The organism is Actinoplanes flavus, assembly GCF_017592555.1.
Lineage (GTDB): Bacteria > Actinomycetota > Actinomycetes > Mycobacteriales > Micromonosporaceae > Actinoplanes > Actinoplanes flavus.
Genome location: NZ_JAGFNS010000003.1, coordinates 108,458 through 135,288, shown reverse-complemented (window position 1 = coordinate 135,288; position 26,831 = coordinate 108,458). Strand labels below are relative to the sequence as shown.

21 protein-coding genes are annotated in these 26,831 nt (G+C 70.5%); 15 read left to right on the top strand and 6 right to left on the bottom strand.

The features are described 5' to 3' along the window. Positions 1–65: 65 nt before the first annotated feature. The gene (gene murD / locus J5X75_RS05910; RefSeq protein WP_208466268.1) at positions 66–1,421 is read left to right on the top strand and encodes a UDP-N-acetylmuramoyl-L-alanine--D-glutamate ligase; all 1,356 of its coding nucleotides are present in this window, start codon (positions 66–68) and stop codon (positions 1,419–1,421) included. On the opposite strand, the gene J5X75_RS05905 is transcribed toward murD, so the two are convergent. After that, on the bottom strand, positions 1,391–2,137 hold the full coding sequence (locus J5X75_RS05905) for a hypothetical protein (RefSeq protein ID WP_208466267.1): 747 nt from the start codon (positions 2,135–2,137) through the stop codon (positions 1,391–1,393). The genes murD and J5X75_RS05905 overlap by 31 nt on opposite strands. 397 nt (positions 2,138–2,534) lie before the next feature. On the opposite strand from J5X75_RS05905, the gene J5X75_RS05900 reads away from it, so the two are divergent. The 10 genes from J5X75_RS05900 (at position 2,535) to J5X75_RS05855 (ending at position 15,894) form a co-directional block, all read left to right on the top strand. Beyond that, positions 2,535–3,548 (top strand): MurR/RpiR family transcriptional regulator, encoded by a 1,014-nt coding sequence (locus J5X75_RS05900; RefSeq protein ID WP_208466266.1) that lies wholly within the window; start codon positions 2,535–2,537, stop codon positions 3,546–3,548. A 36-nt stretch (positions 3,549–3,584) separates the two neighbouring features. Continuing rightward, on the top strand, positions 3,585–4,898 hold the full coding sequence (locus tag J5X75_RS05895) for an extracellular solute-binding protein (RefSeq protein WP_208466265.1): 1,314 nt from the start codon (positions 3,585–3,587) through the stop codon (positions 4,896–4,898). A gap of 55 nt (positions 4,899–4,953) precedes the next feature. Next, a complete protein-coding gene (locus J5X75_RS05890; RefSeq protein WP_208466264.1) occupies positions 4,954–5,928 on the top strand; it encodes a carbohydrate ABC transporter permease in 975 nt (324 codons plus the stop codon). Beyond that, positions 5,928–6,785, top strand: coding sequence for a carbohydrate ABC transporter permease (locus J5X75_RS05885; protein ID WP_208466263.1), 858 nt, complete (start codon positions 5,928–5,930; stop codon positions 6,783–6,785). Before J5X75_RS05890 ends, J5X75_RS05885 begins: the two co-directional genes overlap by 1 nt. A gap of 16 nt (positions 6,786–6,801) precedes the next feature. Further along, positions 6,802–8,235, top strand: coding sequence for an N-acetylglucosamine/diacetylchitobiose ABC transporter substrate-binding protein (gene ngcE / locus J5X75_RS05880; protein ID WP_208466262.1), 1,434 nt, complete (start codon positions 6,802–6,804; stop codon positions 8,233–8,235). Positions 8,236–8,255: 20 nt separating this feature from the next. Continuing rightward, the gene (locus tag J5X75_RS05875; protein WP_183217701.1) at positions 8,256–9,155 is read left to right on the top strand and encodes a carbohydrate ABC transporter permease; all 900 of its coding nucleotides are present in this window, start codon (positions 8,256–8,258) and stop codon (positions 9,153–9,155) included. A gap of 11 nt (positions 9,156–9,166) precedes the next feature. Beyond that, complete coding sequence (locus J5X75_RS05870; RefSeq protein WP_208466261.1) at positions 9,167–10,066, top strand: carbohydrate ABC transporter permease; 900 nt, start codon at positions 9,167–9,169, stop codon at positions 10,064–10,066. Between the two features lie 32 nt (positions 10,067–10,098). Beyond that, positions 10,099–11,736 carry a bifunctional 3'-5' exonuclease/DNA polymerase gene (locus J5X75_RS05865; RefSeq protein ID WP_307797941.1) on the top strand — a complete coding sequence of 546 codons (1,638 nt, stop codon included), beginning with the start codon at positions 10,099–10,101 and terminating at the stop codon, positions 11,734–11,736. Between the two features lie 126 nt (positions 11,737–11,862). Next, positions 11,863–15,468: a methionine synthase gene (gene metH, locus J5X75_RS05860; RefSeq protein WP_208466260.1), complete on the top strand. Its 3,606-nt coding sequence runs from the start codon at positions 11,863–11,865 to the stop codon at positions 15,466–15,468. A 153-nt stretch (positions 15,469–15,621) separates the two neighbouring features. Beyond that, complete coding sequence (locus J5X75_RS05855; RefSeq protein ID WP_208466259.1) at positions 15,622–15,894, top strand: hypothetical protein; 273 nt, start codon at positions 15,622–15,624, stop codon at positions 15,892–15,894. Between the two features lie 63 nt (positions 15,895–15,957). Here J5X75_RS05855 and J5X75_RS05850 read toward each other — a convergent pair whose 3' ends face one another. Further along, positions 15,958–18,609, bottom strand: coding sequence for an MGH1-like glycoside hydrolase domain-containing protein (locus J5X75_RS05850; RefSeq protein WP_208466490.1), 2,652 nt, complete (start codon positions 18,607–18,609; stop codon positions 15,958–15,960). 137 nt (positions 18,610–18,746) lie between these two features. Between J5X75_RS05850 and J5X75_RS05845 the strand changes: the two genes are divergently transcribed. Together J5X75_RS05845 and J5X75_RS05840 are read left to right on the top strand one after the other, a co-directional pair. Continuing rightward, the gene (locus J5X75_RS05845) at positions 18,747–20,201 is read left to right on the top strand and encodes a GGDEF domain-containing protein (protein ID WP_307797940.1); all 1,455 of its coding nucleotides are present in this window, start codon (positions 18,747–18,749) and stop codon (positions 20,199–20,201) included. 178 nt (positions 20,202–20,379) lie between these two features. Then, complete coding sequence (locus J5X75_RS05840; RefSeq protein WP_208466258.1) at positions 20,380–20,874, top strand: NUDIX hydrolase; 495 nt, start codon at positions 20,380–20,382, stop codon at positions 20,872–20,874. Between the two features lie 10 nt (positions 20,875–20,884). Here J5X75_RS05840 and J5X75_RS05835 read toward each other — a convergent pair whose 3' ends face one another. Both J5X75_RS05835 and J5X75_RS05830 read right to left on the bottom strand, forming a co-directional pair. Then, positions 20,885–21,562, bottom strand: a complete 678-nt coding sequence (locus J5X75_RS05835) for a response regulator (RefSeq protein ID WP_208466257.1) — start codon at positions 21,560–21,562, stop codon at positions 20,885–20,887. After that, a complete protein-coding gene (locus J5X75_RS05830) occupies positions 21,559–22,869 on the bottom strand; it encodes a sensor histidine kinase (RefSeq protein WP_208466256.1) in 1,311 nt (436 codons plus the stop codon). Before J5X75_RS05830 ends, J5X75_RS05835 begins: the two co-directional genes overlap by 4 nt. Before the next feature lie 226 nt (positions 22,870–23,095). Between J5X75_RS05830 and J5X75_RS05825 the strand changes: the two genes are divergently transcribed. Together J5X75_RS05825 and J5X75_RS05820 are read left to right on the top strand one after the other, a co-directional pair. Then, positions 23,096–23,521: a DUF1707 SHOCT-like domain-containing protein gene (locus tag J5X75_RS05825; protein WP_208466255.1), complete on the top strand. Its 426-nt coding sequence runs from the start codon at positions 23,096–23,098 to the stop codon at positions 23,519–23,521. A 112-nt stretch (positions 23,522–23,633) separates the two neighbouring features. Further along, the gene (locus tag J5X75_RS05820) at positions 23,634–24,461 is read left to right on the top strand and encodes a metal-dependent hydrolase (RefSeq protein ID WP_208466254.1); all 828 of its coding nucleotides are present in this window, start codon (positions 23,634–23,636) and stop codon (positions 24,459–24,461) included. A 36-nt stretch (positions 24,462–24,497) separates the two neighbouring features. Here J5X75_RS05820 and J5X75_RS05815 read toward each other — a convergent pair whose 3' ends face one another. Next, complete coding sequence (locus tag J5X75_RS05815) at positions 24,498–26,312, bottom strand: anthranilate synthase family protein (protein WP_208466253.1); 1,815 nt, start codon at positions 26,310–26,312, stop codon at positions 24,498–24,500. A 225-nt stretch (positions 26,313–26,537) separates the two neighbouring features. Further along, positions 26,538–26,771 carry a hypothetical protein gene (locus J5X75_RS05810; protein ID WP_208466252.1) on the bottom strand — a complete coding sequence of 78 codons (234 nt, stop codon included), beginning with the start codon at positions 26,769–26,771 and terminating at the stop codon, positions 26,538–26,540. Between the last annotated feature and the right edge of the window lie 60 nt (positions 26,772–26,831).

The window sequence follows — 26,831 nt, the reverse complement described above, 5'->3', positions numbered from 1 at the left end:
TGCCTATGACCGAGGGGCAATATTAGTTCGGTCCGACGAGGTTCGACGCGAAGCGGGGAGACGACGTGCGCCTGGCAGACCTGCGCGGCCGTTCGGTGGCGGTCTGGGGGACCGGCCGGGAGGGCCGGGCCGCGGTGACCGCGATCGCCCGCCATCAGCCGTCCCGCCTGATCGCGGTCGACGACAGCGCCAACTATCTGTCCGTGGAGTGGACCGATGAGCTGGCCGAACTCGCGCCGCTGGCCGGTGGCGAGCACGCCTTCGCGGCCCTCGCCAGCGCCGACGTGGTGGTCCGGTCGCCCGGGGTGCCGTCCACCCACCCGTTCATGGTCGAGCTGCGTGCGCGCGGGATCACGGTGACCGGCGGCAGCGCGCTGTGGATGGCCGAGCACGCCCGGAAGACCGTGGGGGTCACCGGCAGCAAGGGCAAGAGCACCACGTCCAGCCTGATCAGCCACCTGCTGACGGCGGTGGGGCGGCCCAACGCGTACGGCGGGAACATCGGCGTGCCGCTGCTCGACATGCCCGAGGCGGAGCTGTACGTGCTGGAGCTGTCCAGTTATCAGTGCGCCGACCTGACCGACTCGCCGCGGGTGGCGGTGGTCACCTCGCTCTTCCCGGAGCACCTGGACGCGCACGGCGGCGAGCGGGAGTACTACCGGGACAAGCTGAACATCCTCCGGCACGGCCCGGAGCTGATCGTGGTGAACGGGACCGACCGGCGGCTGCGTGACGAGATCCGCGGGGTCACCGACGCGGGCCGGTTCCCGCCGGTGCCGGCGGCCGCCGCGGACTCCCGGTTCCGGGTCGAGGACGGCCGGGTCTGGTGCAGTGACGAGCCGCTGTTCCCGCGGGACGCGCTGCGCCTCAAGGGCCGGCACAACGAGGGCAACCTGTGTGTCGCGCTGGCCGTGCTGGACGGCATGGGCGTGGACGTGGAGGCGGAGCGGGCGGTCGTCGAGGCGGCGGTCCGGTCGTTCGCGGGGCTGCCGCACCGGCTCGCCGAGATCGAGGACCCGTCCGGGCTGACGTTCGTCGACGACACCCTCTCGACGAGTCCGTACGCCGCCATGCACGCCATCGAGGCGTACGAGAACCGGCCACTCACCGTGCTCGTCGGCGGAAACGACCGCGGCCTTGACTACTCACCGTTACGTGATTTTCTGGCCGACCGGGAACTCACCGTGATCGGCCTGCCGGACAGCGGCCCCCGCATCCTGGAGGCGCTGGCCCGCCTGCCCCGGGTCCGGACCGAACCGGCCGAGGACCTGGTCGACGCCGTCCGCCTGGCTCGCAAGATCACCCCAGCCGGGGGAGTGGTGCTGCTGTCCCCGGCCGCACCCAGCTACGGCCGCTTCCGCAACTTCGAACACCGCTCCGAGGTCTTCGCTCAGGCGGTCCGCGACACGGCGGAGGCCTGATCCGGCCGTGACACCGCCGCGGCCGGGACGGGCGGCGCCGCAGACTGGGCAGGCTGTGCCGTAGACAGGGCGGGCTGTGCCGTAGACAGGGCGGGCTGCGCCGCGGACGGGGCGGCCTGCGCGGTGGACTGGGCGGCCTGTGCCGTAGACAGGGCGGCCTGCACCGTGGCCAGGGCGGGCTGCGCCGCGGCCGGGACGGGCGGTCCGGTCCGGATCTGGTAGAGCTCCACACGATCCGGGCCGGATTTCGCGACGAGCGTGGTGGTGACCGTGGTCGACACGAGCCGGGACGTGCGGACCTGGTCGTCCGGCTTCGGCTCGGGGCAGGGTGTGCCCGGCGTCGGGGGGACCGTGGTGCCGGAGATGCCGGCGTAGGCCTTGACGATCCGGAAGCCGGTGATCTTCCGCGTGCCCGCCGCGCGGACCACCGTGACGGTGAGGAACTCTTTCGCGTCCTGGGCGGTGTGTACCGCCCGGACGGGGCGGGCGCCGGCTCGGGCGCACACCACCGCGTAGACGTCCTGAACCAGCTTCACGTGCTCGAACTCCAGGCCTTTCGCCCGGGCCCGAAGGGTGGCGGCGTCCCAGTCGAAGGCCTGCCGCACGTCCTCGGCGTCCACGAAACCGGTGTTGGTGGCGAAGTCGAAGGTGACTTTCGCGTGGGCGGGGCCGGGGAGAGCCAGGGCCGCCATGACGATCACCGGAAACCATCGCATGCCTGTTTCTCCTGAAATGAGAGCAATTGCCCCTATGCTTCCACGGCCCGCGCGTACGGCGTACCGGAAATTTTTTTGATCTTGTTTCGGGTGTGACGACAACGTTTCAGCGCGTCACGGAGACCGGGTGATCGGATGATCGCGACTCACCGAAATGGCCGGGCGCGCATCGGCTGTTCGGGCGATCACAAAAGCGAGTAATTCAGACATGTGATGGCGGCCACGTCGTATCGGCCATTTGGGGATCGATGGCGGTCATCCGCCCCGTCCGAAACATCAGTTCATCTGCGCTGCTCCGGTAACGGTTTGAAAACTTCCTTCACAGCCTTGACAGCGAGGGGCGGTTAGTAAGAACTTTTACCGCGACAGTAAACAGTCCTTCCTGAAAGGGTGACCGATGGCTGAGCCGGAGATGGACGGCGCCGCGTGGACCGCGGCGGCCCCCTCGCTGGTTCGCGCCCACGCCGCTCTGAACAGGAGCAACGGGAGCGACCACGGGGGCGGGCGCACCACCACCGCGAACGGCGTGGACCATCCGCCCGTCGACGGGGTGCTCGCCCGGGTCAGGACATTGCTGCCGGACTTCACCGGGGCGCTGCAGCGCGTCGCCGAGCAGGTGCTCGCCGACCCCGCCGCGGCCTCCCGGGCCACCATCGTCGAGCTGGCCGAGCGCAGCGGCACGTCGCCCGCGACGATCACCCGGTTCTGCCGGGCGGTCGGCTTCGACGGATACGCGGACCTTCGCCTCGGCATCGCGGCGGAGACCGGCCGGGCCCGCTCGGCCGGCTGGACCGTGGACATCGGCCGGGAGATCCAGCCGAGCGACCCGCTCGAGCGGGTCCTCGCGCAGATCATGGCGGCCGACACGCGGGCCATGCACGACACCGCCTCGCTGCTCGACCTGGGCGAGGTGGAGCGGGCCGCGGTGGCGATCGCCGCCGCGCCACGGGTGAACATCTTCGGCGCCAGCGGAAGCGCGCTGGTCGGCGAGGAGATGCAGTTCAGTCTGCACCGCATCGGCATTCCGGTGTGGGCCTGGACCGACGTGCACAACGGTCTGGCCAGCGCCGCCTTGTCGAGGCCCGGCGACGTCGCGCTCGGCATCTCGCACAGTGGCGAGACCGGCGAGACGATCGAGCTGCTCGCCGAGGCGAGCAGCCGGGGCGCCACCACGATCGCGCTGACCAGTTTCCCCCGTTCCCCACTGGCCGAGCTCGCGGACATCGTCCTGCTCACCGCCACGCAGGCGACGACCTTCCGGCCGGACGCGCTCAGCGCCCGCCACCCCCAGCTGGTCGTTCTCGACCTGCTGTACGTCGCCGTCGCGCAACGAACTCACGAACGTTCGCACGCCGCGTTCCAGCGCACCGCTCAGGCGGTGCACGGGCACAAGGCCGCGAAAGACAGCTGAACCCTTAAAAAGTATGAAATCCCCTCGGGAGGAAAAGTGAAGCGCAAGATCGCGGTCGCGGCGGCGCTCGCCGCGTCGCTGTTCGGTGCGGCCGCCTGCGGCAACTCCGGTAGCGACGAGGGTGCGACCTCGGCCAACGGCACGGTCGACGGCAAGGGCAAGACCATCAAGGTCTGGCTCATGGTCGACGCCGAGACCAGCTGGAAGAGCGTCGTCGAGGACGCCTCCAAGCGGTTCACCGAGGCCACCGGCGCGCAGGTCAACGTCGAGTACCAGCAGTGGGCCAACCACCTCACCAAGCTGGACGCGACGCTGGCCGGCTCGGACGTCCCGGACGTCGTCGAGCTGGGCAACACCGAGTTCTCCAAGTACGTCTTCTCCGGCGGCTTCGCCGAGCTGAACAAGGGTGACTTCGAGAACTCCGGCACCTGGCTGTCCGGCCTCTCCGGCGCCTGTGAGTCCGAGGGCAAGACCTACTGCGTGCCCTACTACGCCGGTGCCCGCGTGATGATCTACCGCACCGACCTCTTCGAGAAGGCCGGCATCACCGAGGCCCCGAAGACCTACGCCGACTTCCTGTCCGCGGCCGACAAGCTCCAGACCGGCAACGCGGCCGACAAGAAGTTCAGCGCCGTCTACATGCCGGGCCAGTACTGGTACGCGGCGATGTCCTGGGTCAAGTCGACCGGTGGCGAGATCGCCAAGCAGGACGGCGGCAAGTGGGTCGGCCAGCTCTCCACCCCGCAGTCGCAGGAGGGCCTGCAGCGCTGGGTCGACATGGTCAAGAAGTACTCGAAGGCCGACGTCACCAAGAACGAGAACGAGCAGGCCGGCATCTTCTCGCAGGGCTCGGGCGGCATCTTCTACGGCAACGCCTGGGAGCAGGGTGTCGCCGAGGAGGTCCGCAAGGACCCGAACGACCCGAACTCCGCGCTGGTCCCGACCAAGGTCAAGGGCAAGCTGGCCGCCGCCCCGCTGCCCGAGGTGCCGTCCTTCCTCGGTGGCTCCAACCTGGGTGTGACCGCGAAGAGCGCCAACAAGGAGCTCGCCGCTCAGTGGGTCAAGTACTTCACCGACAGCAAGTCGATGGAGGGCCTGATCAAGGCCAGCGCGCTGCCGAACGCGACCGCGCTGCTGGACAAGGCCGCCACCGACAACCCGAAGATCGCGCCGGCCGCGCTGTCCGCGAAGAACAGCTGGTTCCCGCCGAACGCCGAGAAGTGGGCCGACGTGGAGAAGGGCAACATCCTCCAGACCATGCTGACCGACATCCTCACCGGCAAGAAGACGGTGGCCGACGGCGCCAAGTGGGCTGACGAGCAGATCGCCGCCACGCTCAACGAGGCCTGATGACGCAGGTGCCGCCCGCCCTCGGGCGGGCGGCACACCGCACTGGAGGATCATGATGCACGCCGTCGACTCCCGGCCCGCCCCGGCACCGGCGCCGCAGGCCACGCCGCCCAAGACCGCCAAGCGAGTGCGCTCCCGTAGCCAGCGCGACTCCGGTGTCGCCTGGCTGCTCTCCCTGCCCACGCTGCTGATCCTGATCGCGATGCTGGGCTACCCGCTCTACCGCATGATCGTGCTGTCCTTCCAGAACATGCGGCTGCGGGAACTGTTCTCCGGCGCCACCCCGCCGTGGGCCGGCGTCGACCAGTACACGAAGGCCCTCACCGACAGCGTCTTCTGGGGCGTCGTCGGGCGGACCGCGGGCTTCACGGTCGTCTCGGTCACCCTCTCGGTGCTGGCCGGGCTGGGCATCGCGCTGCTCATGCGGCGGGTCACCCGCGGCGTCCGGATGTTCATGATGATCGCGATGATGTTCGTCTGGGCCCTGCCCCAGCTGGTCGCCGCGCAGGCCTTCCGCTGGCTGACCGACTCGGACTTCGGCGTCCTCAACTACGTGCTCACCCAGCTGGGCCTCGACTACTCCACCCACAGCTGGTTCGTCAACCCGTGGGAGGGCTGGGCGGTGATCACCGCGCTGGTGGTCTGGGCCGGCATCCCGTTCCTGGCGATCTCGCTGAGCGCCGGCCTCACCCAGGTGCCCAAGGAGCTCCTGGAGGCCGCCACGGTGGACGGCGCCAACCCCTGGCAGTCGCTGCGCAACATCACCCTGCCGATCCTGAAGCCGCTGCTGATGATCGTCACCACGCTGTCGGTGATCTGGAACTTCGGCCTCTTCACCCAGAACTGGGCGCTGCGCGACGGCCACCCGGAGCCGGTCTACCAGACCCTGGCGACCTACTCCTACACGCAGGCGTTCGGGCGTTCCATCTACAGCTACGGCTCGGCGATCTCGGTGATCACCGTGCTCCTGATGTTCGGCGTGATGGTCTTCTACATCCGCCAGATGTTCAAGATCGGAGAGGTGGACTGATGGCCCGCCACGACGATGGTGTGATCACCGTCGGACGTAGCCGTACCGGAACGTTCTTCGCGAACGCCACCGGTATCGTCTTCGGTCTGATCATGATCTTCCCGGTGTACTGGGTGCTCAACACGGCGTTCAAGCCGGACCGCGAGGTCCGCAGCTTCACACCCACCTTCTGGCCGCACGACTTCACGCTGGACAACTTCAAGTCGGCGCTCGGCGAGGAGCTGTTCATCCCGAGCATGGTCAACGGTCTGATCATCACCGCGATGGCGGTGGCCGCGGCGCTGGTGGTGGGCTTCCTGGCGGCGCTGGCGATCGCCCGGTTCAGCTTCTACGGCCGCAAGGCGATCATCCTGGTCGTCCTGGCGGTCCAGCTGGTGCCGTTCCTGGCCCTGCTCATCCCGCTCTTCCTGATGCTCCAGAGCGTCAACCTCACCAACTCGCTCGTCGGCGTGGCGCTGGTCTACCTGGTGCTGCTGCTGCCGTACACGGTGTGGACACTGCGCGGCTTCATCTCCGGCATCCCGCGGGAGCTGGACGAGGCCGCGATGATCGACGGCTGTACCCGGGCCCAGGTGTTCTGGCGGATCATCCTGCCGCTCACCGGTCCCGGTCTCGTCGCCACCTCGGTCTACGGGTTCATCCAGGCGTGGAATGAATTCATCATCATCAACACGCTGAACGACCCGAAGAACCAGAACCTGATGGCCTGGCTGCTCTACAACCAGACCGAACGTGGCACCGCATGGGGTCCTCTCATGGCCGGTGCGATCATCACCTCCATCCCGGTGGTGGTGTTCTTCCTCCTGATCCAGCGCAACATCGCCACCGGTTTGACGGCCGGCGCCGTCAAGGGCTGAACCCGAAAGGACATCGATGTCTGACATAACGAACTCCGAACTGGACCGCCGCACCCTGCTGCGCCGCGCCGCCGCGGTCGGCCTGGCGGCGACCCCGGCGGTCGGCATGCTCAGCGCCTGTGTGGGCGGGGGCGACGAGGACACGACCGAGCAGGCCACCGGTACGAAGTCCGCGGACAACCCGCTGGGCATCGACCCGAAGGCGCCGATCGAGATCGTGATCTTCGACGGCGGTCTGGGCACCAAGTACGCCACCGACGTCGACACCCCGATCTACAACAAGAAGTGGCCGGAGTCGAAGGTCGCCTACTCGGCGACGCAGGAGATCTCGACGACCGTTCAGCCGCGCCTCAACGCCGGCGACGCGCCCGACATGATCAACAACTCCGGCGCCAAGATGATGGACTTCGGCGCCATCGTGGCGGCCGGCCAGGCCCAGGACCTGACCGAGCTGTACGCCGCCGCGTCCTTCGACATCCCCGGCAAGACCGTGGCGGAGACGCTGGTCCCGGGCACCGCCGAGTGGGGCAGCTACAACGGCAAGCCGTACGCGCTGAACTACTCGTACACCGTCTTCGGCATGTGGTACAACGCCACCCTGTTCGAGAAGAACGGCTGGACCCCGCCGGCCACCTGGGCCGACTTCATCACCCTCTGCGACAAGATCCAGGCCGCCGGCATCGTCCCGTTCGGCTACGCCGGCGCGAACGCCGCGTACTACATGGTCCGTGCCCTGCTCACCAGCGCCGGAAAGATCGGCACCGAGCAGGTCCTCAAGGACATCGACAACCTGAAGCCCGGCGCGTGGACGAACCCGGCCGTCCTCGAGGCCGCCAAGGCCTGGGCCGAGGTCGGCAAGAAGTACCTGGACAAGTCGTTCCTCGGCCTCAAGCACACCGAGGTCCAGCTCCAGCAGAACCAGGACAAGGTCGCCTTCTACCCGTGCGGCTCCTGGCTGGAGAACGAGCAGGCCAAGGACACCCCGCCGACCTTCAAGTACGCGGTCGCGCCGTACCCGAGCGTCACCGCCTCGGACAAGCTCCCGGCGACCGCGATGAACGCCGCGGCCGGCGAGATCTACTTCGCGTCGTCGAAGGGCAAGAACCCGCGCGGCGGCATGGAGTACCTGCGGGTCATGCTCTCCAAGGAGGCAGCGACCGAGTTCACCAGGCTCACCAAGTCGCTGACCGTGGTGCTCGGCGCCGCTGACGGTGTCGAGCTGTCCCCCGGCCTGAGCAGCGCCAACGAGGCGCTGAACAAGGCCGGCAAGGACGTCTTCATGGGCTACCTGTTCGACACCTGGTACAAGAAGCTCGGCGACGAGTCGCTGAGCGCCGTCAACGACCTGATGTTCAAGGGCGGCGACGCGCAGAAGTTCTGTGACCGGATGGAGGCCGCCTCACAGGCGCTCGCCAAGGACTCCTCGGTCCAGAAGCAAACCCGTAGCTAGTAGTAGTGAGGTAGAGCGCCATGCGGCACGGTAAGTACCCCTTCATCATCGGCTTCCTTGCCGTGCCGGTGGCGCTCTACGCCACCTTCGTGGTGGCGGCGTACATCCAGACCTTCCAGCTGTCCGTGGCCAGCTGGTCCGGGTTCGGACCGATCAAGTACGTCGGCTTCGACAACTTCGTCAAACTGTGGAACGACGACCTCTTCTGGAAGTCGTTGCGGCACAACGGTTACCTGCTCCTGCTGCTGCCGATCGTGACGATCGCGCTCGGTCTGCTCTTCGCGTTCCTGCTGAACGTGGGCGGCGGATCGAAGGGCGGCATGACCCGCGGCGTCTGGGGCTCCAAGGTCTACCGGGTGATCTTCTTCTTCCCGCAGCTGATGGCCCTCGCCATCGTCGCGGTGATCTTCGGCCGGGTGTTCGCCTCGGACAAGAGCGGCATGATCAACGGCCTGCTCCCGGACTCCTGGGCGCCGTGGCTGTTCCTGGCCGACGAGCGCTGGGCGCTGACCTGCATCCTGGTGGTGCTGGTCTGGCAGGCGGTCGGCTTCTACGTGGTGCTCTTCTCGGCCGGCATGGGCTCGATCGAGCACGAGATCTACGAGGCCGCGGCGCTGGACGGCGCCACCCGGGTCACCCTCTTCTTCCGGATCACCCTGCCGCTGCTCTGGGGCACCATCCAGACCGCGTGGGTCTACCTGGGCATCGCCGCGTTCGACGCGTTCGCCCTGATCAACATCATGACCGTGGACCGCGGTGGCCCGGACGGCGCGACCTCGGTGCTGGCCATGATGATCTACCGCAACACCTTCGAGTACTCGCAGGTCGGGTACGCCTCCGCGCTCGGCGTGGTGCTGTTCTTCCTGACCCTGACCTTCGCCGCGCTGACCCTGCGGGTCACGCGACGTGACGCCGTCTGAGAGGCCCGCACATGACCACTTTGACCGCGGCCGTCTCCGAGAAGAAGTCGCAGAAGAAGGTGGAGATCCACCGTCAGGTCCGCGCCTTCAACGGCCTGGCCCACGTGGCCCTCGTCTTCTGGGCTCTGGTCACCGCCGGACCACTGATCTGGGTGCTGCTGGCCTCGTTCAAGACCAACACCGAGATCTTCCTGGGTGAGCCGTTCTCCCTGCCGGCCTCGTTCTCGCTGGAGACCTACGTCTCCGCGTGGGACCAGGCGCACATCGGCCGCTACTTCCTGAACAGCGTCTTCGTGGTGGCGGTCAGCACCGCCGGCACCATGCTGTTCGGGTCGATGGCCGCCTACGTGCTGGCCCGGTACACCTTCCCCGGCAACCGGGTGCTCTACTTCCTGTTCGTCTCCGGTCTGGCCTTCCCGACGTTCATGGCGCTCGCCCCGCTCTTCCACATCCTGAAGAACCTGGGGCTGCTGAACTCGTACCTCGGCCTGATCCTGGTCTACATCGCCTACTCGCTGCCGTTCACCGTCTTCTTCCTGGCCGCGTTCTTCCGGACGCTGCCGCACGAGATCGACGAGGCCGCGACGGTCGACGGCGCCTCGCACACCCGCAAGTTCTTCCAGATCATGATGCCGATGGCGAAGTCCGGCCTGGTCAGCATCACGATCTTCAACATCGTGGGGCAGTGGAACCAGTACCTGCTGCCGCTGGTGATCATGCAGGGGCAGGGCGCCGACCAGAAGTGGGTGCTCACCCAGGGCATCGCGAACATCTCCACGCAGGCCGGTTACCACGCCGAGTGGTCGACGCTGTTCGCCGCGCTCACCCTGAGCATCCTGCCGATGATCGTGGTCTATGCGATCTTCCAGCGGCAGATCCAGGCCGGTCTGACCGCGGGCGCGGTCAAGTAAAAGTTGTCATACCCCCGGGCGACAATGGCCCGGTGCTGGTAGCGGTGGTTCCCGACCCGGACGGCCCCGGTGGCCGTCTGGGCCGGCACGCTTCAGGCGAGCGGTGGCACGTCCCCGATCTGGCCGCCGCGGTCGCCGCTCTGGAGGCCGCCGAGCAGCCACGCTGGGTGTGGACCTCGACCACCGACGTCTACCCCGCCCTGCTGCGCGCCGGCGTCCGGGTGGCCCGCTGCCACGATCTCGAGCTGACCGAGGCGCTGCTGCTCGGCCACGCGGGCCGGTGGGGTGAGCCACGCGGGCTCGCCGCGGCCGTCGCCCGTCTGCGCGGCCTCCCGGTCCCTCCGGACCGGCCCCGGCCGGACGCCGAACCGCCGGGCTTCGCGCAGGTCGCCCTCTTCGACGCGGTTCCGGCCGAGCGCGTGGAGATCGCCGACCTTCTCGAGGTGTACGAGGACCAGGCGCGCGGAATCAGCGGGACCGGTCAGCCCGGCCGGTTCCGGATGCTGGTGGCCGCCGAGTCCGCCGGCGCCCTGATCGCCGCCGAGATGGGCCACACCGGTCTGCCGTGGCGCGCCGACATCCACGACGAGCTGTTGCGTGAGCTGCTCGGCCCACCGCAGCCGATGGGCCCGCCCCGCCGCCTCGCCGAGCTGACCGCCGAGATCAACGCCGCGTTCGGCACCCACGGCCTGCACCCCGACCTGCCGGCCGAGGTGGTGCGCGCGTTCCACCGGGCCGGCATCGAGATCCCCAACACCCGCCGCTGGGTGCTGCGCCGGGTCGACCATCCGGCGGTCGCGCCGCTGCTGGCGTTCAAGGAGCTGTACCGGATCTGGACCGCGCACGGCTGGGCCTGGTGCGACGCCTGGGTGCGGGACGGCCGCTTCCGCCCGGAGTACGTCCCGGGAGGCGTCGTCTCCGGCCGCTGGGCGACCCGGGGCGGCGGCGCCCTCCAGGTCCCGAAGGTGGTGCGCCGGGCCGTGGTGGCCGATCCCGGTCACACCTTCGTGGTCGCCGACGCCGGCCAGCTGGAGCCCCGCGTCCTGGCCGCCGTCTCCGGTGACGAACGCCTGGCCCGGGCCGCCGCCGCCGGGGATCTGTACGCCGCACTGGCCGCCGACTCGTTCGACGGCGACCGTGGCAAGGCCAAGATCGCCCTGCTCGGCGCCATGTACGGCCAGACCGGCGGCGACGCCATCCCGGCCCTCGCCGTGCTCCGCCGCCACTACCCGACCGCTTTCGACTACGTGGAGGCCGCCGCCCGCACCGGGGAGGCCGGTGGTCTGGTCCGCTCCTGGCTCGGGCGGACCTGCCCGCCGGTGGCCGGGTCGTGGCGCGAGGCCGGGCTCGATCCCCCGGACGAGGTGGCCCCACCACCCGGCCGGGCGAGAGGCCGGTTCACCCGCAACTTCGTGATCCAGGCCACGGCCGCCGAGTGGGCGCTGGTCCTGCTCGCCACCCTGCGCACCGAGCTGGCCGGCACCGACGCCGAGCTGGTCCTGTTCGTGCACGACGAGGTGGTCGTGCACTGCCCGGTCGAGCAGGCCGACCGCGTGGTGGCGGCGGTGCACGCGAGCGCGGCATCGGCCGGCCGTCTGCTCTTCGGCGCCACCACGGTGCGTTTCCCGTTGGACGTCTCAGTGGTTGGTGCCTACGGGGACGCGAAGTGAAAGGGTCGGTATCGTTGACGGTCCGGCCGAGAGGCGCTGCAGCGGGGCCCACCCGTCACGCTCGACCGGTGAACCACCCGAAACAAGGGCGCCTCCGACTTCTCAGGGATCTCGGAGGTGTTCTCGTTGACTCAGACCGTCACCCAGCTGCGTGAGCTGCTCGCTGAGCGAATTCTGGTGCTGGACGGCGCGTGGGGCACGATGCTCCAGGGCGCGAAGCTGACCCCGGCCGACTACCGCAACGAGCTCATCCCGGCGGACCACCCGCAGGACGTCACCGGCGACCCGGACCTGCTGATCCTCACCCGGCCGGACGTCATCCTCGACGTCCACCGGCAGTACCTGGCGGCCGGCGCCGACATCACCACCACCAACACGTTCACCGCGACCAGCATCGCCCAGGCCGACTACGGGCTGGAGCACCTGGTGCGGCAGATGAACGTGCAGGGTGCCCGACTGGCCCGCCAGGCCGTCGAGGAGGCCACCGCGAAGGACGGCCGCCCCCGGTTCGTGGCCGGCTCGGTCGGCCCGCTCAACGTCACCCTCTCGCTGTCGCCCAAGGTCGACGACCCGGCCTACCGCGCGGTCACCTTCGACCAGGTCAAGGCGACCTACGCGGAGCAGATGTCGGCGCTGGCCGAGGGCGGCGTCGACATCTTCCTGATCGAGACGATCTTCGACACGCTGAACGCGAAGGCGGCCGTCGCGGCGGCCCGTGAGGTGGCCCCGGAGATCCCGCTGTGGATCTCCGTCACCATCGTGGACCTCTCCGGGCGTACCCTCTCCGGCCAGACCGTCGAGGCGTTCTGGCGGTCGATCGAGCGCGCCGAGCCGCTGATCGTCGGGGTGAACTGCGCGCTCGGCGCGACCGAGGCCCGCCCGCACGTCACCGACCTGGCCCGGCTGTCGAACGTCTACGTCGCCGCCCACCCCAACGCCGGCCTGCCCAACGCGTTCGGCGGCTACGACGAGACCCCCGCCGTGACCGGTGGGCTGCTCCAGGGCTTCGCCGCGGACGGCCTGGTCAACATCGTCGGCGGGTGCTGCGGCACCACCCCGGCGCACATCGCGGCGGTCGCCTCCGCCGTCGCCGGCGCGGCTCCGCGCGTCATCGACCCGCCCGCCCCGACCACCCGGTTCAGCGGCCTGGAGCCGTTCGCGATCGGCCCGGACACCGGCTTCGTCATGATCGGTGAGCGGACCAACGTCACCGGCTCGGCCAAGTTCCGCCGCCTCATCGAGGCCGACGACTACCAGGCCGCCGTGGACGTGGCCCTGGACCAGGTGCGCGGCGGCGCCAACCTGCTCGACGTGAACATGGACGCCGACCTGCTGGACAGCGAGCGGGCCATGGTCACCTTCCTCAACCTGATCGCCACCGAGCCCGAGGTGGCCCGGATCCCGATCATGATCGACAGCTCGAAGTTCTCGGTGCTCGAGGCCGGCCTCAAGTGCGTGCAGGGCAAGGGCGTGGTCAACTCGATCAGCCTCAAGGAGGGCGAGGGCCCGTTCCTCGAACACGCCCGCCGGATCCGGGACTTCGGCGCCGGTGTGGTGGTGATGGCCTTCGACGAGCAGGGCCAGGCCGACACCCGCGACCGCAAGGTGGAGATCTGCGGCCGCGCCTACGACCTGCTGGTCGGTGACGGCTTCGACCCGCACGACATCATCTTCGACCCCAACGTGCTGGCCGTCGCCACCGGCATCGCCGAGCACAACGGGTACGCGAAGGCGTTCATCGAGGCCCTCCCGCTGATCAAGCAGCGGTGCCCCGGCGCCCGTACCAGCGGGGGCATCTCGAACCTGTCGTTCGCCTTCCGCGGCAACGACGTGGTCCGCGAGGCCATGCACTCGGCGTTCCTGTTCCACGCCGTCAGGGCGGGCCTGGACATGGGCATCGTCAACGCCGGCCAGCTCGCCGTCTACCAGGACATCCCGGCCGACCTGCTGGAGCTGGTCGAGGACGTGCTCTTCGACCGCCGCGAGGACGCCACCGACCGCCTGGTCACCTTCGCCTCCACCGTCACCGGCTCGGGCGCCAAGCGCGAGGTCGACCTCTCCTGGCGCGACGCCCCGGTCGAGGCGCGGCTCAGCCACGCCCTGGTGCACGGCATCGTCGACTTCATCGAGGCGGACACCGAGGAGGCCCGGCAGAAGCTGCCCCGCCCGCTCGACGTCATCGAGGGCCCGCTCATGGACGGCATGGGCGTGGTCGGCGACCTCTTCGGCTCCGGCAAGATGTTCCTGCCCCAGGTGGTCAAGAGCGCCCGCGTGATGAAGCGGTCGGTCGCCTACCTGCTGCCCTACATGGAGCAGGAGAAGGAGGAGAGCGGCAACCACCGCGGCCAGGGCAAGGTCGTGCTGGCCACGGTCAAGGGCGACGTCCACGACATCGGCAAGAACATCGTCGGCGTGGTGCTGGGCTGCAACAACTACGACGTGATCGACCTCGGTGTGATGGTTCCGGCCGCCAAGATCCTGGACACCGCGATCGCCGAGGGCGCCGACGCCATCGGCCTCTCCGGCCTGATCACCCCGTCGCTGGACGAGATGGTCGCGGTCGGCGCCGAGATGCAGCGGCGGGGCATGAAACTTCCGCTGCTGATCGGCGGGGCCACCACGTCCAAACAGCACACCGCGGTGCGGATCGCCCCGGCGTACGATGCGCCGACCGTGCACGTGCTGGACGCCTCCCGTGTGGTCGGCGTGGTCTCCGACCTGCTCGACCCGGTCCGCGCCGGCAAGCTCGACGAGGCCAACCGGGCCGAGCAGGAGCGCCTGCGGATCCAGCACGAGCAGCGCCACTCGCAGCCGCTGCTCACCCTGGAGCAGGCCCGCGCCAACCGCGAGACGGTCGACTTCGGCGACCTGCCGGCGCCCGCGTTCACCGGTGTCCGCGAGGTGGCGCCGACCATCGCCGAGCTGCGCCGGCTGATCGACTGGCAATTCCTGTTCCTGGCCTGGGAACTCAAGGGCAAGTACCCGGCGATCCTCGACCAGCCGGTCGCCCGCGAACTGTTCGACGACGCCAACACGCTGCTCGACCAGATCATCGCGGAGGGCTCGTTCCAGGCCCGCGGCCTGTACGGGTTCTGGCCGGCGCACGCCGACGGCGACGACATCAGACTGGCGAACGGCGCGTCCTTCCCGATGCTGCGGCAGCAGACCGAGAAGCCGGCCGGCCGGGCCAACCGCTGCCTCGCCGACTACATCGCCCCCGCGGGGGACCACCTGGGCGGGTTCGCGGTGGCCATCCACGGCGCCGAGAAGCTGGCCGCGAAGTACGAGGCCGAGCACGACGACTACCGGGCCATCATGGTCAAGGCCCTGGCCGACCGGCTGGCCGAGGCGTTCGCCGAGTACCTGCACCTCAAGGCCCGCCGCGACTGGTTCGAGCCGGACGCCCAGCCCAAGCTGGAGGACCTGCACGCCGAACGCTTCCGCGGCATCCGCCCGGCCCTCGGCTACCCGGCCTGCCCGGACCACAGCGAGAAGCGCGACCTGTTCGAGCTGCTCGGCACGTCGGCGATCGGCGTCGGCCTCACCGAGTCGTACGCGATGACCCCGGCCGCCGCGGTCAGCGGCCTGATCTTCGCGCACCCGGAGTCCCGCTACTTCACCGTCGGCCGGCTCGGGAAGGACCAGATCGAGGACTACGCGCGGCGCCGCGGCGTCCCGGTCGACGAGGTGGAGCGCTGGCTGCGGCCGAACCTCGCGTACTCGATCGACTGAGCGGGCCCGGCCGTGCCGCGGAGTGCCCGTGGCACGGCCGGACCGCCCCGATCCTCCGTCGAGGTGAAACGCGGGCGGAGCCGGCCCCGCCGGGTTTACCGTCGCCGGATGTACGGGTATCCGGCTGGCGTCGCTGACCTCCGGAGGGAAACCTTGGCCGAGCCGCATGTCACTCTCGACCCCCGCACGCTCACCCCGGTGGAGGAGAAACTGCGCGGTCCCCTGGAGGAGCAGCTCAGCTCCGCCCTCCAGGCCGCGACCGTCAAGGTCCGCCACCAGTACGCGGGGGAGAGCGTCGAACAGGTCACCCGCATGCTCCTGGAGCAGGCGCGGGCCGGCCTGCACCCGGACATCGCCGCCGGCTTCCACCCCGACCACGAGCAGCTGCGCCACGTGGCCGAGGTGATCGTCACCCAGGCCCACTGACGTCAGCAGTAGTGGGAGGCGCCCTTCGCCGCGTTCCGCGCGGCGGCGCCTTCCAAGCGATGATCAGCGATCTTGTTCCGGATTGATCCGGGTACGCAGGTTGAAGATCAGGTCGATGACCAGGGCCGTCCAGCCGGTCTGGTGCCAGGCGCCCAGGCCGGCCCCGTCGTCGCCGTTGAAGTACTCCGGGAAGGCGATCAGGTCCTTCCAGTCCGGGTGCGCCTGGAACAGTTCGGTGGCGCCGTAGATCGGCCGGCGGCCCTCGGCGTCCGGCACGAACAGGCCGATCAGGCGGCGGGACAGGTCGTCGGCGATCTCGGTGAGCCCGGCCTTGCGCTGCGAGCCGGTCGGGTATTCCGCCTGCAGGTCCTCGCCGTAGAACTCGGCGAACTCCCGCAGCGCCTGGACCAGGAGGTAGTTGACCGGCATCCACACCGGGCCGCGCCAGTTGGAGTTGCCGCCGAACAGGCCGCTGGTGCTCTCGGCCGGCTCGTAGCCGACGGTGAAGTCCGAGCCGCCCAGCGACACCGTGAACGGTTTCTCCAGGTGGGCGCGGGACAGGGTGCGCAGCCCGTACGGGGAAAGGAACTCCTCCGGGTCGAGCAGACGCGCGAGAATGCGCAGCAGCTGGTCCTGACCGACCATGCTGAGCAGGCGCTGGCGGCGCCGGTCGGCGCCGCCGAGGCGCCGGGCGCTGATCACGTCACCGAACTCACCCTGGTGATGCAGCATCCACCGGACCCGTGAGTTGATCTCCGGGAGCCGGTTGAGGGTCTCCGCGGTGAGCCGGGTGGTGGCGGCCAGCGGCAGCAGGCCGACGATCGAGCGGGCCTTGAGGGGCACCCGGTGGCCGTCCGGCAGGCGCAGCACGTCGTAGAAGAAGCTGTCCTCCTCGTCCCACAGCCCCTGCCGGTACGCCGCCTCCGCGATGTACGTGAAGTGCTCGAAGAACTTGGTGGCCATGTCCTCGTAGGCCCGGTCGTGCAGGGCCAGGATGATCGCCATGTCGAGCAGGTTGAGCGCGTACATGGCCATCCAGCCGGTGCCGTCGGACTGCTCCAGCACCCCGGCGACCGGCAGCGCGGCCGACCGGTCGAACGGCCCGACGTTGTCCAGCCCGAGGAAGCCGCCTTCGAAGACGTTGTTGCCGCCGACGTCCTTGCGGTTGACCCACCAGGTGAAGTTGAGCAGCAGCTTGTGCATCACGCGGGAGAGGAAGTCGAAGTCCCGCCCGCCGTCGATCTTGAAGACCTGCAACGCGGCCCAGGCGTGCACCGGCGGGTTCACGTCCGAGAACGACCACTCGTACGCCGGGATCTGCCCGTTCGGATGCATGTACCACTCGCGGAGCAGCAGCAGGAGCTGGGACTTGGCGAAACCCGGGTCGACGCGGGCGATGCTGACGCAGTGGAACGCCAGGTCCCAGGCGGCGTACCAGGGGTACTCCCACGGGTCCGGCATGCTGATCACGTCGAAGCTGTTCATGTGCCACCAGCCGTTGTTGCGCCCGTAGCGCCGGCCCGGTGGCGGCGGGGCGTTGCCCGGGTCGCCGTGCAGCCACTGCTTGACGTCGAAGTGGTAGAACTGCTTGCCCCACATCAGGCCGGCTACGGCCTGCCGGGCCACGTCCTTCTCGTCGTCGGTGGCCGCCTCCGGCAGCACCTCGGCGAAGAACTCGTCGGCCTCGGCGAGCCGGTCGCGCATCACCGCGGCCCAGCCGTCGCCGAGGTCGGCCGGCGGCAGCGCCCGCTCGCTCTGGGTGAGCCGGAGCCGGATCGTACGGCTCTCGCCCGCCCCCAGCGTCACCCGGTAGTGCAGCGCACCCTTGGTGCCGGTCCCGGCCGGGTTCACCGTCGGCATGCCGAGCGTCAGGTGGTCGTTGATCCCGTCCTTGGGGAACGAACTGCGGCCGGGCAGCCCCCACAGCCGCTGCGCGTTCGTCTCGTTGTCGCACATCAGCGGGTGGGGCGTGTCCTGCCCGTCGAGGGTGATGTGGCCCAGTGAGCGGTGCCGCCCGGACAGCCGCCCCGGCGTACCGATGATCTTCGGGACCCGGCGGCCTGGCAGCCCCCACGACCACGTGTTGCGGAACCACAGGGTGGGCAGCACGTGCAGGGTGGCGGTTTCCGGGCCCCGGTTGGCGACGGTGACCGCGATGCAGACGTCGTGTGTGCCGGCCTTGGCGTAGTCGACGGTGACCGCCCAGAACCGGTCCTCGTCGAAGATCCCGGTGTCGACCAGCTCGTACTCGCCCTCGGTGCGTGACCGCTGCCCGTTCACCCGGACCAGGTCGTCGTACGGGAACTCGGCCTGCGGGTAGTGGTAGCGCCAGCGCATCCACGAGTGGGTGGGTGTCGAGTCCTGGTACCACCAGTAGTCCTTGGCGTCCTCGCCGTGGTTGCCGCCGTCCCCGCCGAGCCCGAACATCCGCTCCTTCAGGATCGGGTCCCGGCCGTTCCACAGCGCCAGCGCGAAGGCGAACGTCTGCCGGTCGTCGCAGAGCCCGGCCATGCCGTCCTCGTTCCACCGGTACGCCCGGGAGCGCGCGTGGTCGTGCGGGAAGTAGTCCCACGCCGTGCCGTGCTCGCTGTAGTCCTCACGAACGGTGCCCCAGGCGCGCTCGGCGAGGTACGGCCCCCACGCGCGCCACGGCTGCTCACCGGAATCGGCCTGTGCGAGGCGTACCCGCTCCGACACGTCCGTCCCCACCCCCATCCGCAGATCGGTCTCGGAGTCGATCACATTGAGACTGTCACGCTCATATGTCAAACGTGTAAGGCCCGGGGCGGCGGCACCAGAGGACCCCCGGATCCGCACCCGGGGAGCAACTCCGGTACCGGACTCTTCCTAACGTGCGACGAGAACTGTGGGCTGTGCTCACCTGGACAGCCGTGGTGGTGGCCTGTGTCGCCCTGCGGGTGAGCCTCGGGGCGACGGACTCCTCCTACCTGGTGACCGTCGCCCCGTACATGCTGGTCAGCGCCGGGGTGCCGGTCGCCGTGCTGTTCGGAACGCTCCGGCACCGGACACCGCACCGGGCCGGCTGGTTCCTGCTGGCCGTGGCCCAGGTGCTGTACGCCGTCGCGGACGGGATGACGGTCCGCGACGACTGGCTCGGCGACTTCCTCGAGCCGACGCCGGCCGACCTCGTCTACTTCGGCTCCTACCTGCTGCTCTCCGCCGCCGTGCTGGTGTTCATCCGGCGCCGCACCCCCGGCTGGGACATCCCGAGCGGCATCGACGCCCTGGTCGTGTCGATCAGCGCCGGCCTGCTCACCTGGATCTACGTGCTCCAGCCGCTGACCTCCGACTCGGAACTGCCGCTCAACGCGAAACTGACGCAGTCGGCGTACCCGGTCCTGGATCTGATGATGTTGATCCTGGCGATCCGCCTGGTGATGGGCACCGGCACCCGCGGGCCGGTCCTCTGGCTCCTCCTCGGCAGCCTCACCGTCATGTTCGGCGTGGACACGGCGTACGCGGTGGAGGGCATCGCCGACGGCGGTTCGGTCGAGGCGGCCTACCTCGACGCCCTGTGGATGATGTCGCTCGGGCTGCTCGGCGCGGCCGCCCTGCACCCCGGCGTGCGAAGATTCGCCCAGCGCAGCGACACCGCCCTGCCGGACGCCTCACCGGGCCGGCTCGGCGTCCTCGCCGTCGCCGTGCTGATGGCGCCGGGCGTCCAGTTCATCCAGTGGCTGCGTGGCGAGCCGATCAGCGTGCCGCTGGTCAGCGCGGCCTGCGCGGTCATGTTCCTGCTCGTGCTCGCCCGGATGTACGGCCTGGTCACCGCTCAGCGGCGGGCCGCCGTCACGGACAGCCTGACGGGCCTGCACACCCGCCGGTACTTCACCCATGCGCTGGCCGTCGAGTGCCGCCGGGCCACCCGCAGCGGCCACGGCGTCGGCCTGCTGATCATCGACGTCGACCACTTCAAGAAGGTCAACGACGGGTACGGGCATCCGGCCGGCGACCAGGTGCTGCGCGAGGTGGCCCGGCGACTGGCCGCGGGCAGCCGGGCCGGCGGCGTGACCGCCCGCTACGGCGGCGAGGAGTTCGTGGTGCTGGCCCCGCACACCGGTCCCGACGAGCTCTACGCCCTCGCCGAGCGCCTCCGCGAGGAGATGGCCGGCCTCCCCGTCGACATCGGCGGCGAGCTGCTGTCGGTGACCGTGTCGATCGGCGCCGCGGCCGCCGTCCACCCCGACCCGGAGTCGCTGCTGCACGACGCCGACGAGGCCCTGTACGCGGCCAAGGCGGCCGGCCGCAACCGCGCCATCCTGTCCGGACCGGTCAGCCTGGGTTGAGCTCGACCAGGTGGCCCGTGCGGCGTCAGCCGCCCGGTACGGGTTGACCTTGACCAGGTGGCCCGTGCGGCGCCAGCCGCCCGGTATGGGTTGAGCTTGACCAGGTGGCCCGTGCGGCGTCAGCCGCCCGGGCCGGACCGTGCGGCGCCAGCCGCCCGGTCAGGTTAGGGTCGGCGACGTGCCAGCTTCCGAATACGTCACCGGGCTTCGCGCCAAGACCGGCCCGGGCCTGATCATGTTCCCGTCGGTGACCGCCGTGGTCTTCGACGACCGTGGCCACATCCTCCTGCACCAGCGCAGCGACAACGGCAGCTGGACGCTGATCGCCGGGATGATGGACCCCGGCGAGCAGCCGGCCGACACGGTGGTGCGGGAGGTGGAGGAGGAGACGTCGGTCCGGGTGGCGATCGACCGGCTGGCCGGGGTGGCGCTGCACGAGGTGACCTACCCCAACGGCGACCACTGCCAGATGGTCAACACCTGGTTCCGCTGCCGCGCGGTCTCCGGCGTCGCCCGGGTCAACGACACCGAGTCGGTGGCCGTCGGCTGGTTCCCGCTGGACGGCCTGCCGGACCTCAACCCCTACGCGCTGCACCGCATCCGCACGTCCCTGGCCGAGGAGGGCCCCGCCTGGTTCGCCGCGCCCGGCGACACGATGATCCCCGGCTGGTGACCCGGCCGGGTCAGGTGGCCAGCCAGCCGGGGCGGATCAGGCCGGCCTCGTAGGCGTAGACCACCAATTGGGCGCGATCCCGTGCGCCCAGCTTGATCATCGTGCGGCTGACGTGCGTCTTCGCGGTGGCCGGGCTGATCACCAGGCGGGCCGCGATCTGGTCGTTGGACAGCCCCTCGGCGACCAGCACCATCACCTCCCGCTCCCGGTCGGTGAGCTGGTCCAGTTCACGCGGCGGCTCCGGCGGCCGGCCCCGGGACGCGGCCGCGGTGAACGAGCCGATCACCCGCCGGGTCACGCTCGGCGACAGCAGCGCGTCACCGGCCGCGACCGCCCGCACCCCGCGCAGCAGATCCACCGGCTCGGTGTCCTTCACCAGGAACCCGGACGCCCCGGTCCGCAACGCCTCGAAGACGTACTCGTCCAGCTCGAAGGTGGTCAGGATGACCACCTTCGTACCGGCGAGGGCCGGGTCCGAGGCGATCCTCCGGGTGGCCTCCAGGCCGTCCACCCCGGGCATGCGGATATCCATCAGTACGACGTCCGGCCGCGCGGCCCGCACCACCTCGACCGCCCGCAGCCCGTCCGCCGCCTCGCCGACCACGTCGATGTCCGGTTCCGCGTCGAGCAGGGCCCGGAACCCGGCCCGCACCAGCGCCTGATCGTCCGCGAGCACCACCGAGATCACCGCTGCACCCCCGGCCCGCTCTCGGAGGTCGCCGGCCCGGCGGCGGCGGGGAACGCCACCGGCGGGCCGGGTGGGCCGGTGGGCAGGACCGCGGTGACCAGGAAGCCGCCGCCGGGGGAGGGCCTCGCGGTGAAGGTCCCGCCGAGGCTGTGGGCGCGGGCCTGCATGCCGGCGATGCCGCTTCCCCGCGAACCGGCGCCGTCGGCCGGGTCCTCCGCCTCGGGGCCGGGCGCCCGGCCGGTGTTGGTGATCGACAGCGTCAGCGCGCCGGGGGAGTAGCGGATCTCGACGAGGGCGGTCGGCTCCGGGCCGGCGTGCCTGCGCACGTTGGTCAGGGCCTCCTGGACGATCCGGTACGCCGCGCGGTCCACCTCGGCGGGCAGCTCGCGCTCCTCGCCGTCGGTCCGGGTCCGGACGGGGAAACCGGCGCCGGCGGTCAGGTCGGACAGGCGGCTCAGACCGAGGGCCGGTTGCCGGGGCGCCTCCTCGTCCTCGGTACGCAGGACGCCGAGCACCGACCGCACCTCACGCAACGCCTCCGCGCTGGCCGTCTTGATCGCCGAGAGGGCCTCCCGCGCCTGTTCCGGCCGGTTGTCCATCAGATGCAACCCCACTCCCGCCTGGACGTTGATCAGTGACAGGTGGTGCCCGAGGACGTCGTGCAGCTCGCGGGCGATCCGCAGGCGCTCCTCCGAGGCCTGCCGGCGCTCCTGCTCCTCCTCGGCGCGGGCCCGCTCGCGCCGGGCCCGGGCGATGGTCGCCACCTGGTCGCGGTGCACCTGGGACGCCATGCCGGCGAGCACCGCGCCGCCCAGCCCGGCGGCGGCGAGGGTCAGCTCCCGCAGCCCGGGACTGACTCCGGCCGGCAGGCCCAGCGGGCCGGCCAGGACGACGGTGACCAGGAGATACCCGGCCCAGGCGACGGCCGCGGCAATCGCGGCGGCGGTCCGGCGGCCCTGTTTGGCGCACGTGAAGAGGGCGATGGCGGGGGCGACCGCATACATCCAGTAGGGCTCGGCGTGGCTCGCGAAGGCGATCGACGCGGCCGCGGACACGGCGAAGGTCGCCACCGGGGCCCGGCGCCGCCAGAGCAGCGCCACCGGCCCGGCGAGCAGCAGGAGGTAGTAGAGCGGCCCGGTGGCGAGGTGGACGCCGCCCCGGTCGGCCAGCTCGTCGGTGCCCGCCAGGTGGAAGACGGCCGCCGCCACGGTGGCCCCGGGCGGCCAGCCGGCATGCCGTCCCCGCCGCCGCCACGGCGGCCCGGCCGGGTGCACCTCGCGCGGCCCGCAGTCGTCGGCCTGCCTCATGCCCCGAACCTACGGCACCGGACGGGCCGGCACATCGGCGTGCGGTAGGCCCCGCGCGGTACGACCCAGGGCGCATCCGGGCCGCCCGGGTACGACTCCGGGCGTACGAGACGGATCGGCGACGGCGCGGACTGCGCCGCACGGATGCCTCGCCGGGCCGACGCGCGCGCCCCGCTCCGGCGCCCACTCTGGTGTTCAGGGAAACGCGATCGAGGGAGACGACATCATGGAGACCACCCCGGCCCGCCTGCGCACCTCCGACACCGAACGGGAGCAGGCCGCCGAGATCCTGCGTGCCGCGATGGCCGAGGGCCGTCTCGACATGGTGGAGGGAGAGGAGCGGCTGGCCTCGGCGTACGCCGCGAAGTATCGCGACGAGCTGGCGTCGCTGACGGCCGACCTGCCCGGCGGTGGCCGGCACGCGCTGGCCCGGACCCCGCGGGCGCGCGCCGCGACACGCCGGTCGCTGCGCCGGCACGCCAGCTTCATCATGATCCTCGCCGGTGTCCTCACCGGCCTGTGGATCATCTCCGGCTCGGGCTTCTTCTGGCCGGCGATCCCGCTGACGTTCCTGGTGGTGGGGCTGGTCAAGCACGCCGCCCACGGCCGTTGGCGGCCGGAGTACACGTTCGGTCACCACCACGGTCGTTGATCGCCGGAAGTGTCGGGTGGCCGACCCCACTCCGACATGGACGTGACGGTCGTTGATCTTCTCCGTTCACTCTGCCAGAGTGGGCCAGTTTGTTCGGGGAGGGACAAGACAGATGATGGGTCCGTCGCACGCGCTCTCGGGCGCGGCCGCCTGGCTGGCCGGCAGTTGGGCGCTCGACCAGTTCGCCAACGTGAGCCAGACACCGCTCGAGGTGGCCGTCGGCACGGCGATCTGCGCCGGTGGCGCGCTGCTGCCCGATCTGGATCTCTCCGGCAAGGTGACCCGTAACCAGGGTGGCGCCACGGTGGCCCGCACGTTCGGTGTGGCGTCGCTGTTCGTGGCCGAGGTGGTGGAGAAGTTCTCGCTGGGCGTCTACACGGCGACGAAGCTGAGCCGGGACCCGCGCCGCGACAACGGCCACCGCACCTTCACCCACACGCTGCCGTTCTGTGCCCTGATCGGCTGGGGCACGACGGCGCTGGCCGACCGCTACGGCTACTGGGCGGTGATCGGGATCGTCTTCTTCATGGGCGGCCTGGCGCTGCGCGGCCTGTTCGACGAGTGGGCGGAGCGGGCCGGCTGGGTGATCGTGACGCTGTGCTCCGCCCTGATCGCCTGGTTCACGGCGGCGAACCTGCCCAGCGACCGCGGCTATCCGCTGCTGGGGCTGGCGGTCGGGGTGGGCTGTTTCGTGCACATCCTGGGCGACATGATCACCAAGAACGGCGTGCCGATCATGTGGCCGATTCCGGTCAAGCGCCGCATGTGGATGATGGTCGGCATCCCGAACAGCATGGCGGTGAAGGTCGGCGGCAAGGTCGAGGTGGTCGTCCTGCGCACCGCCTTCACCGTGATCGCGCTGCTGTCCATCGCCGGCCTGTTCGTCCCGAGCCTGCTGGAGCGCTTCAACCTGGACGTCTGGGCCGGTGGCCCAAGGTGAGGCTCTCGATCCCCTTGGACCACCGACACTGATTCGCTACCCGGGAACGGCCGGGCTAACCACGTCGGACAACAGTGGCGGCAGAAGTTCGCGGAGCACGTCGACGCCATCACGGCTGAGGACCGACTCGGGGTGGAACTGGACGCCCGCGAAGCCGGCGCCGCGCAGCGCGTGCACCGTGCGGTCGGCGGGGTCGACGGCCAGATCGACCGGCCCGTACGGCGACGCCGCCACCGGCGCCGCCGCGACCGCCGAGAAGCTGGAGTAGAAGCCGACCCGCCGGACCGTCCCGAACAGGTCGACCTCCCGGGCCAGACCCTGGTAGGGCGAGTCCCGCCGGGCCAGGGACAGCCCCAGCAGCGAGGCCAGGATCTGCTGCCCGAGACAGACCGCGAACAGCGGCCGCCGCCGGTCCAGCGCCTCCCCGGCGAGCCGGTGCAGCGCCGCCATCTTCGGGTCGGCCAGGTTCGAGGGGTCGCCCGGCCCGGGACCGAACACCAGCAGGTCGCTCTCCGGCAGGGTGGTCACCGACGTCCACGGCAGCAGCGTGACCCGCAGCCCGAGGGCCTTGAGCTGGTGGGCGAGCATGGCCGTGAACGTGTCCTCGGCGTCGACGATCACCGCGTGCCGGCCGGCCAGCGACGGCACGGTCAGCGCGCCCGGCGCCCGGGAGTCGAGCCAGAACCGGGCCAGCTCGTCGTTGCGGGCGGCCAGCAGGGCGCGTACCTCCGCGGTCTGCGCCGTACCCCGTACCGGAAGGGGCCGTGACGGAACCGCGCCCAGCGCGGAGAGCAGGCCGGCCGCCTTGGTATGGGTCTCCGCCACCTCGCCCGCGGGGGTGGAATGGCGGACCAGCGTGGCCCCGACCGGGACGCGCAGCGAGCCGTCGGGGGAGATCTCCGCGGTGCGGATGAGGATCGGCGCGTCCAGCGTCTGCCGGCCCTGCTCGTCGTGGTCGAGCAGGGCGAGCACACCGGCGTAGTAGCGGCGGCCGCGGCGCTCGTGCCGGGCGATGACCCGGCAGGCGTTCTCGATCGGGCTGCCGGTGACGGTCGGCGCGAACATGGTCTCCCGCAGCACGTCCCGGACGTCCAGCGAACCGTGCCCGGCCAGCAGGTACTCGGTGTGGGTGAGGCGGGCCATCTCCTTCAGATAGGGGCCGGCCACCTGACCGCCGTGCTCGGCGACCGTGGCCATCATCTTGAGCTCCTCGTCGAGGACCATGTAGAGCTCCTCGATCTCCTTCTCGTCGCGCAGGAAGTCGAGCAGCCCCTGGTAGCCGCCGTCGTTGCGGTAGGTGCCGCTGATCGGGTTCATCATGGTGACCCCGTCGGCGACGCTGACGTGCCGCTCCGGGGTGGCGCCGACCAGGATCCGCTCGCCGGTGTCGACCAGGAACGTCCAGTAGGTGCCCTGTTCCCCGGTGAGCAGCCGGCCGAACGCGGCCCGCGCCGCGGCGAGGGGATCGCCCTCGACCGTGGCCTCGTAGACCCGGTGGATGACGAAGTTGGCGCCCTCGCCGTGCCCGATCTCGTCGCGCAGCACCTCCTCGACGATGCGGCCGTACTCGTCGTCGGACAGGTCGAAACCGCCGTCGCGCAGGGTCAGCGGCCCGGGCGGGAACGCGTCCAGGGGTTCCCTGCTCACCGAGCGGACCAGCAGGCACTCCAGCGGGGCGCCGTCGTCGACGCGGTCGAAACCGCGCTCGCCGATCTGCCGGTAGGGGATCACCGCCAGCACCGGCGTGCCGCGGCGCAGCGGGATGTCGGCGAGCGTGGGGACGGTGACGACGTCCCCGGTCAGCACCTCGACGTGGTCGGCGCCGTCACGGTGGAGCAGGGCGAAGGGCATCGGGTCCTCTTTCGGTCGAGGACCGCCGGCCGAGGACCGGCCCCACGGAAAACGGCCGCCTCGGGGAGGCGGCCGCGGTGGTCATGCGCGGGAGAAGGGGCCGCCGGTCAGGCGGGCCACCACATGGTCGATTTCGCGCGCATGCCGGGAAGCTTACGGCCGGGCGGCCGGTCGCGCCAGACCCCTCAGGCGTACGGCGTACGCCTGAGGGGTCCGGCCGAGCGCTCAGCCGGCGAAGGCCAGGCGGACGGCGTCCCGGGCCCAGCTCATCCGCCCGATGGCGCAGTCCGGGTGCTCGCCGTACTCCTGGGCGACGATCTCGGCGCAGCCGGTCTCGCCGAGCTGGTCGACCATGGCGAGCACGGCCGTCCGGATCACCTCCGGAGTCGGTTCCTGGGAGCGCTGCACGGACGAGGCGAAGAGCGCTTCACTACGTACGTCGTCGATCAGGGCGTTCATCATTCCTCCCGGGCGTTCGCGTTGCGCGGTGATCCTCACTTCGGTACAGCACACCGGCTG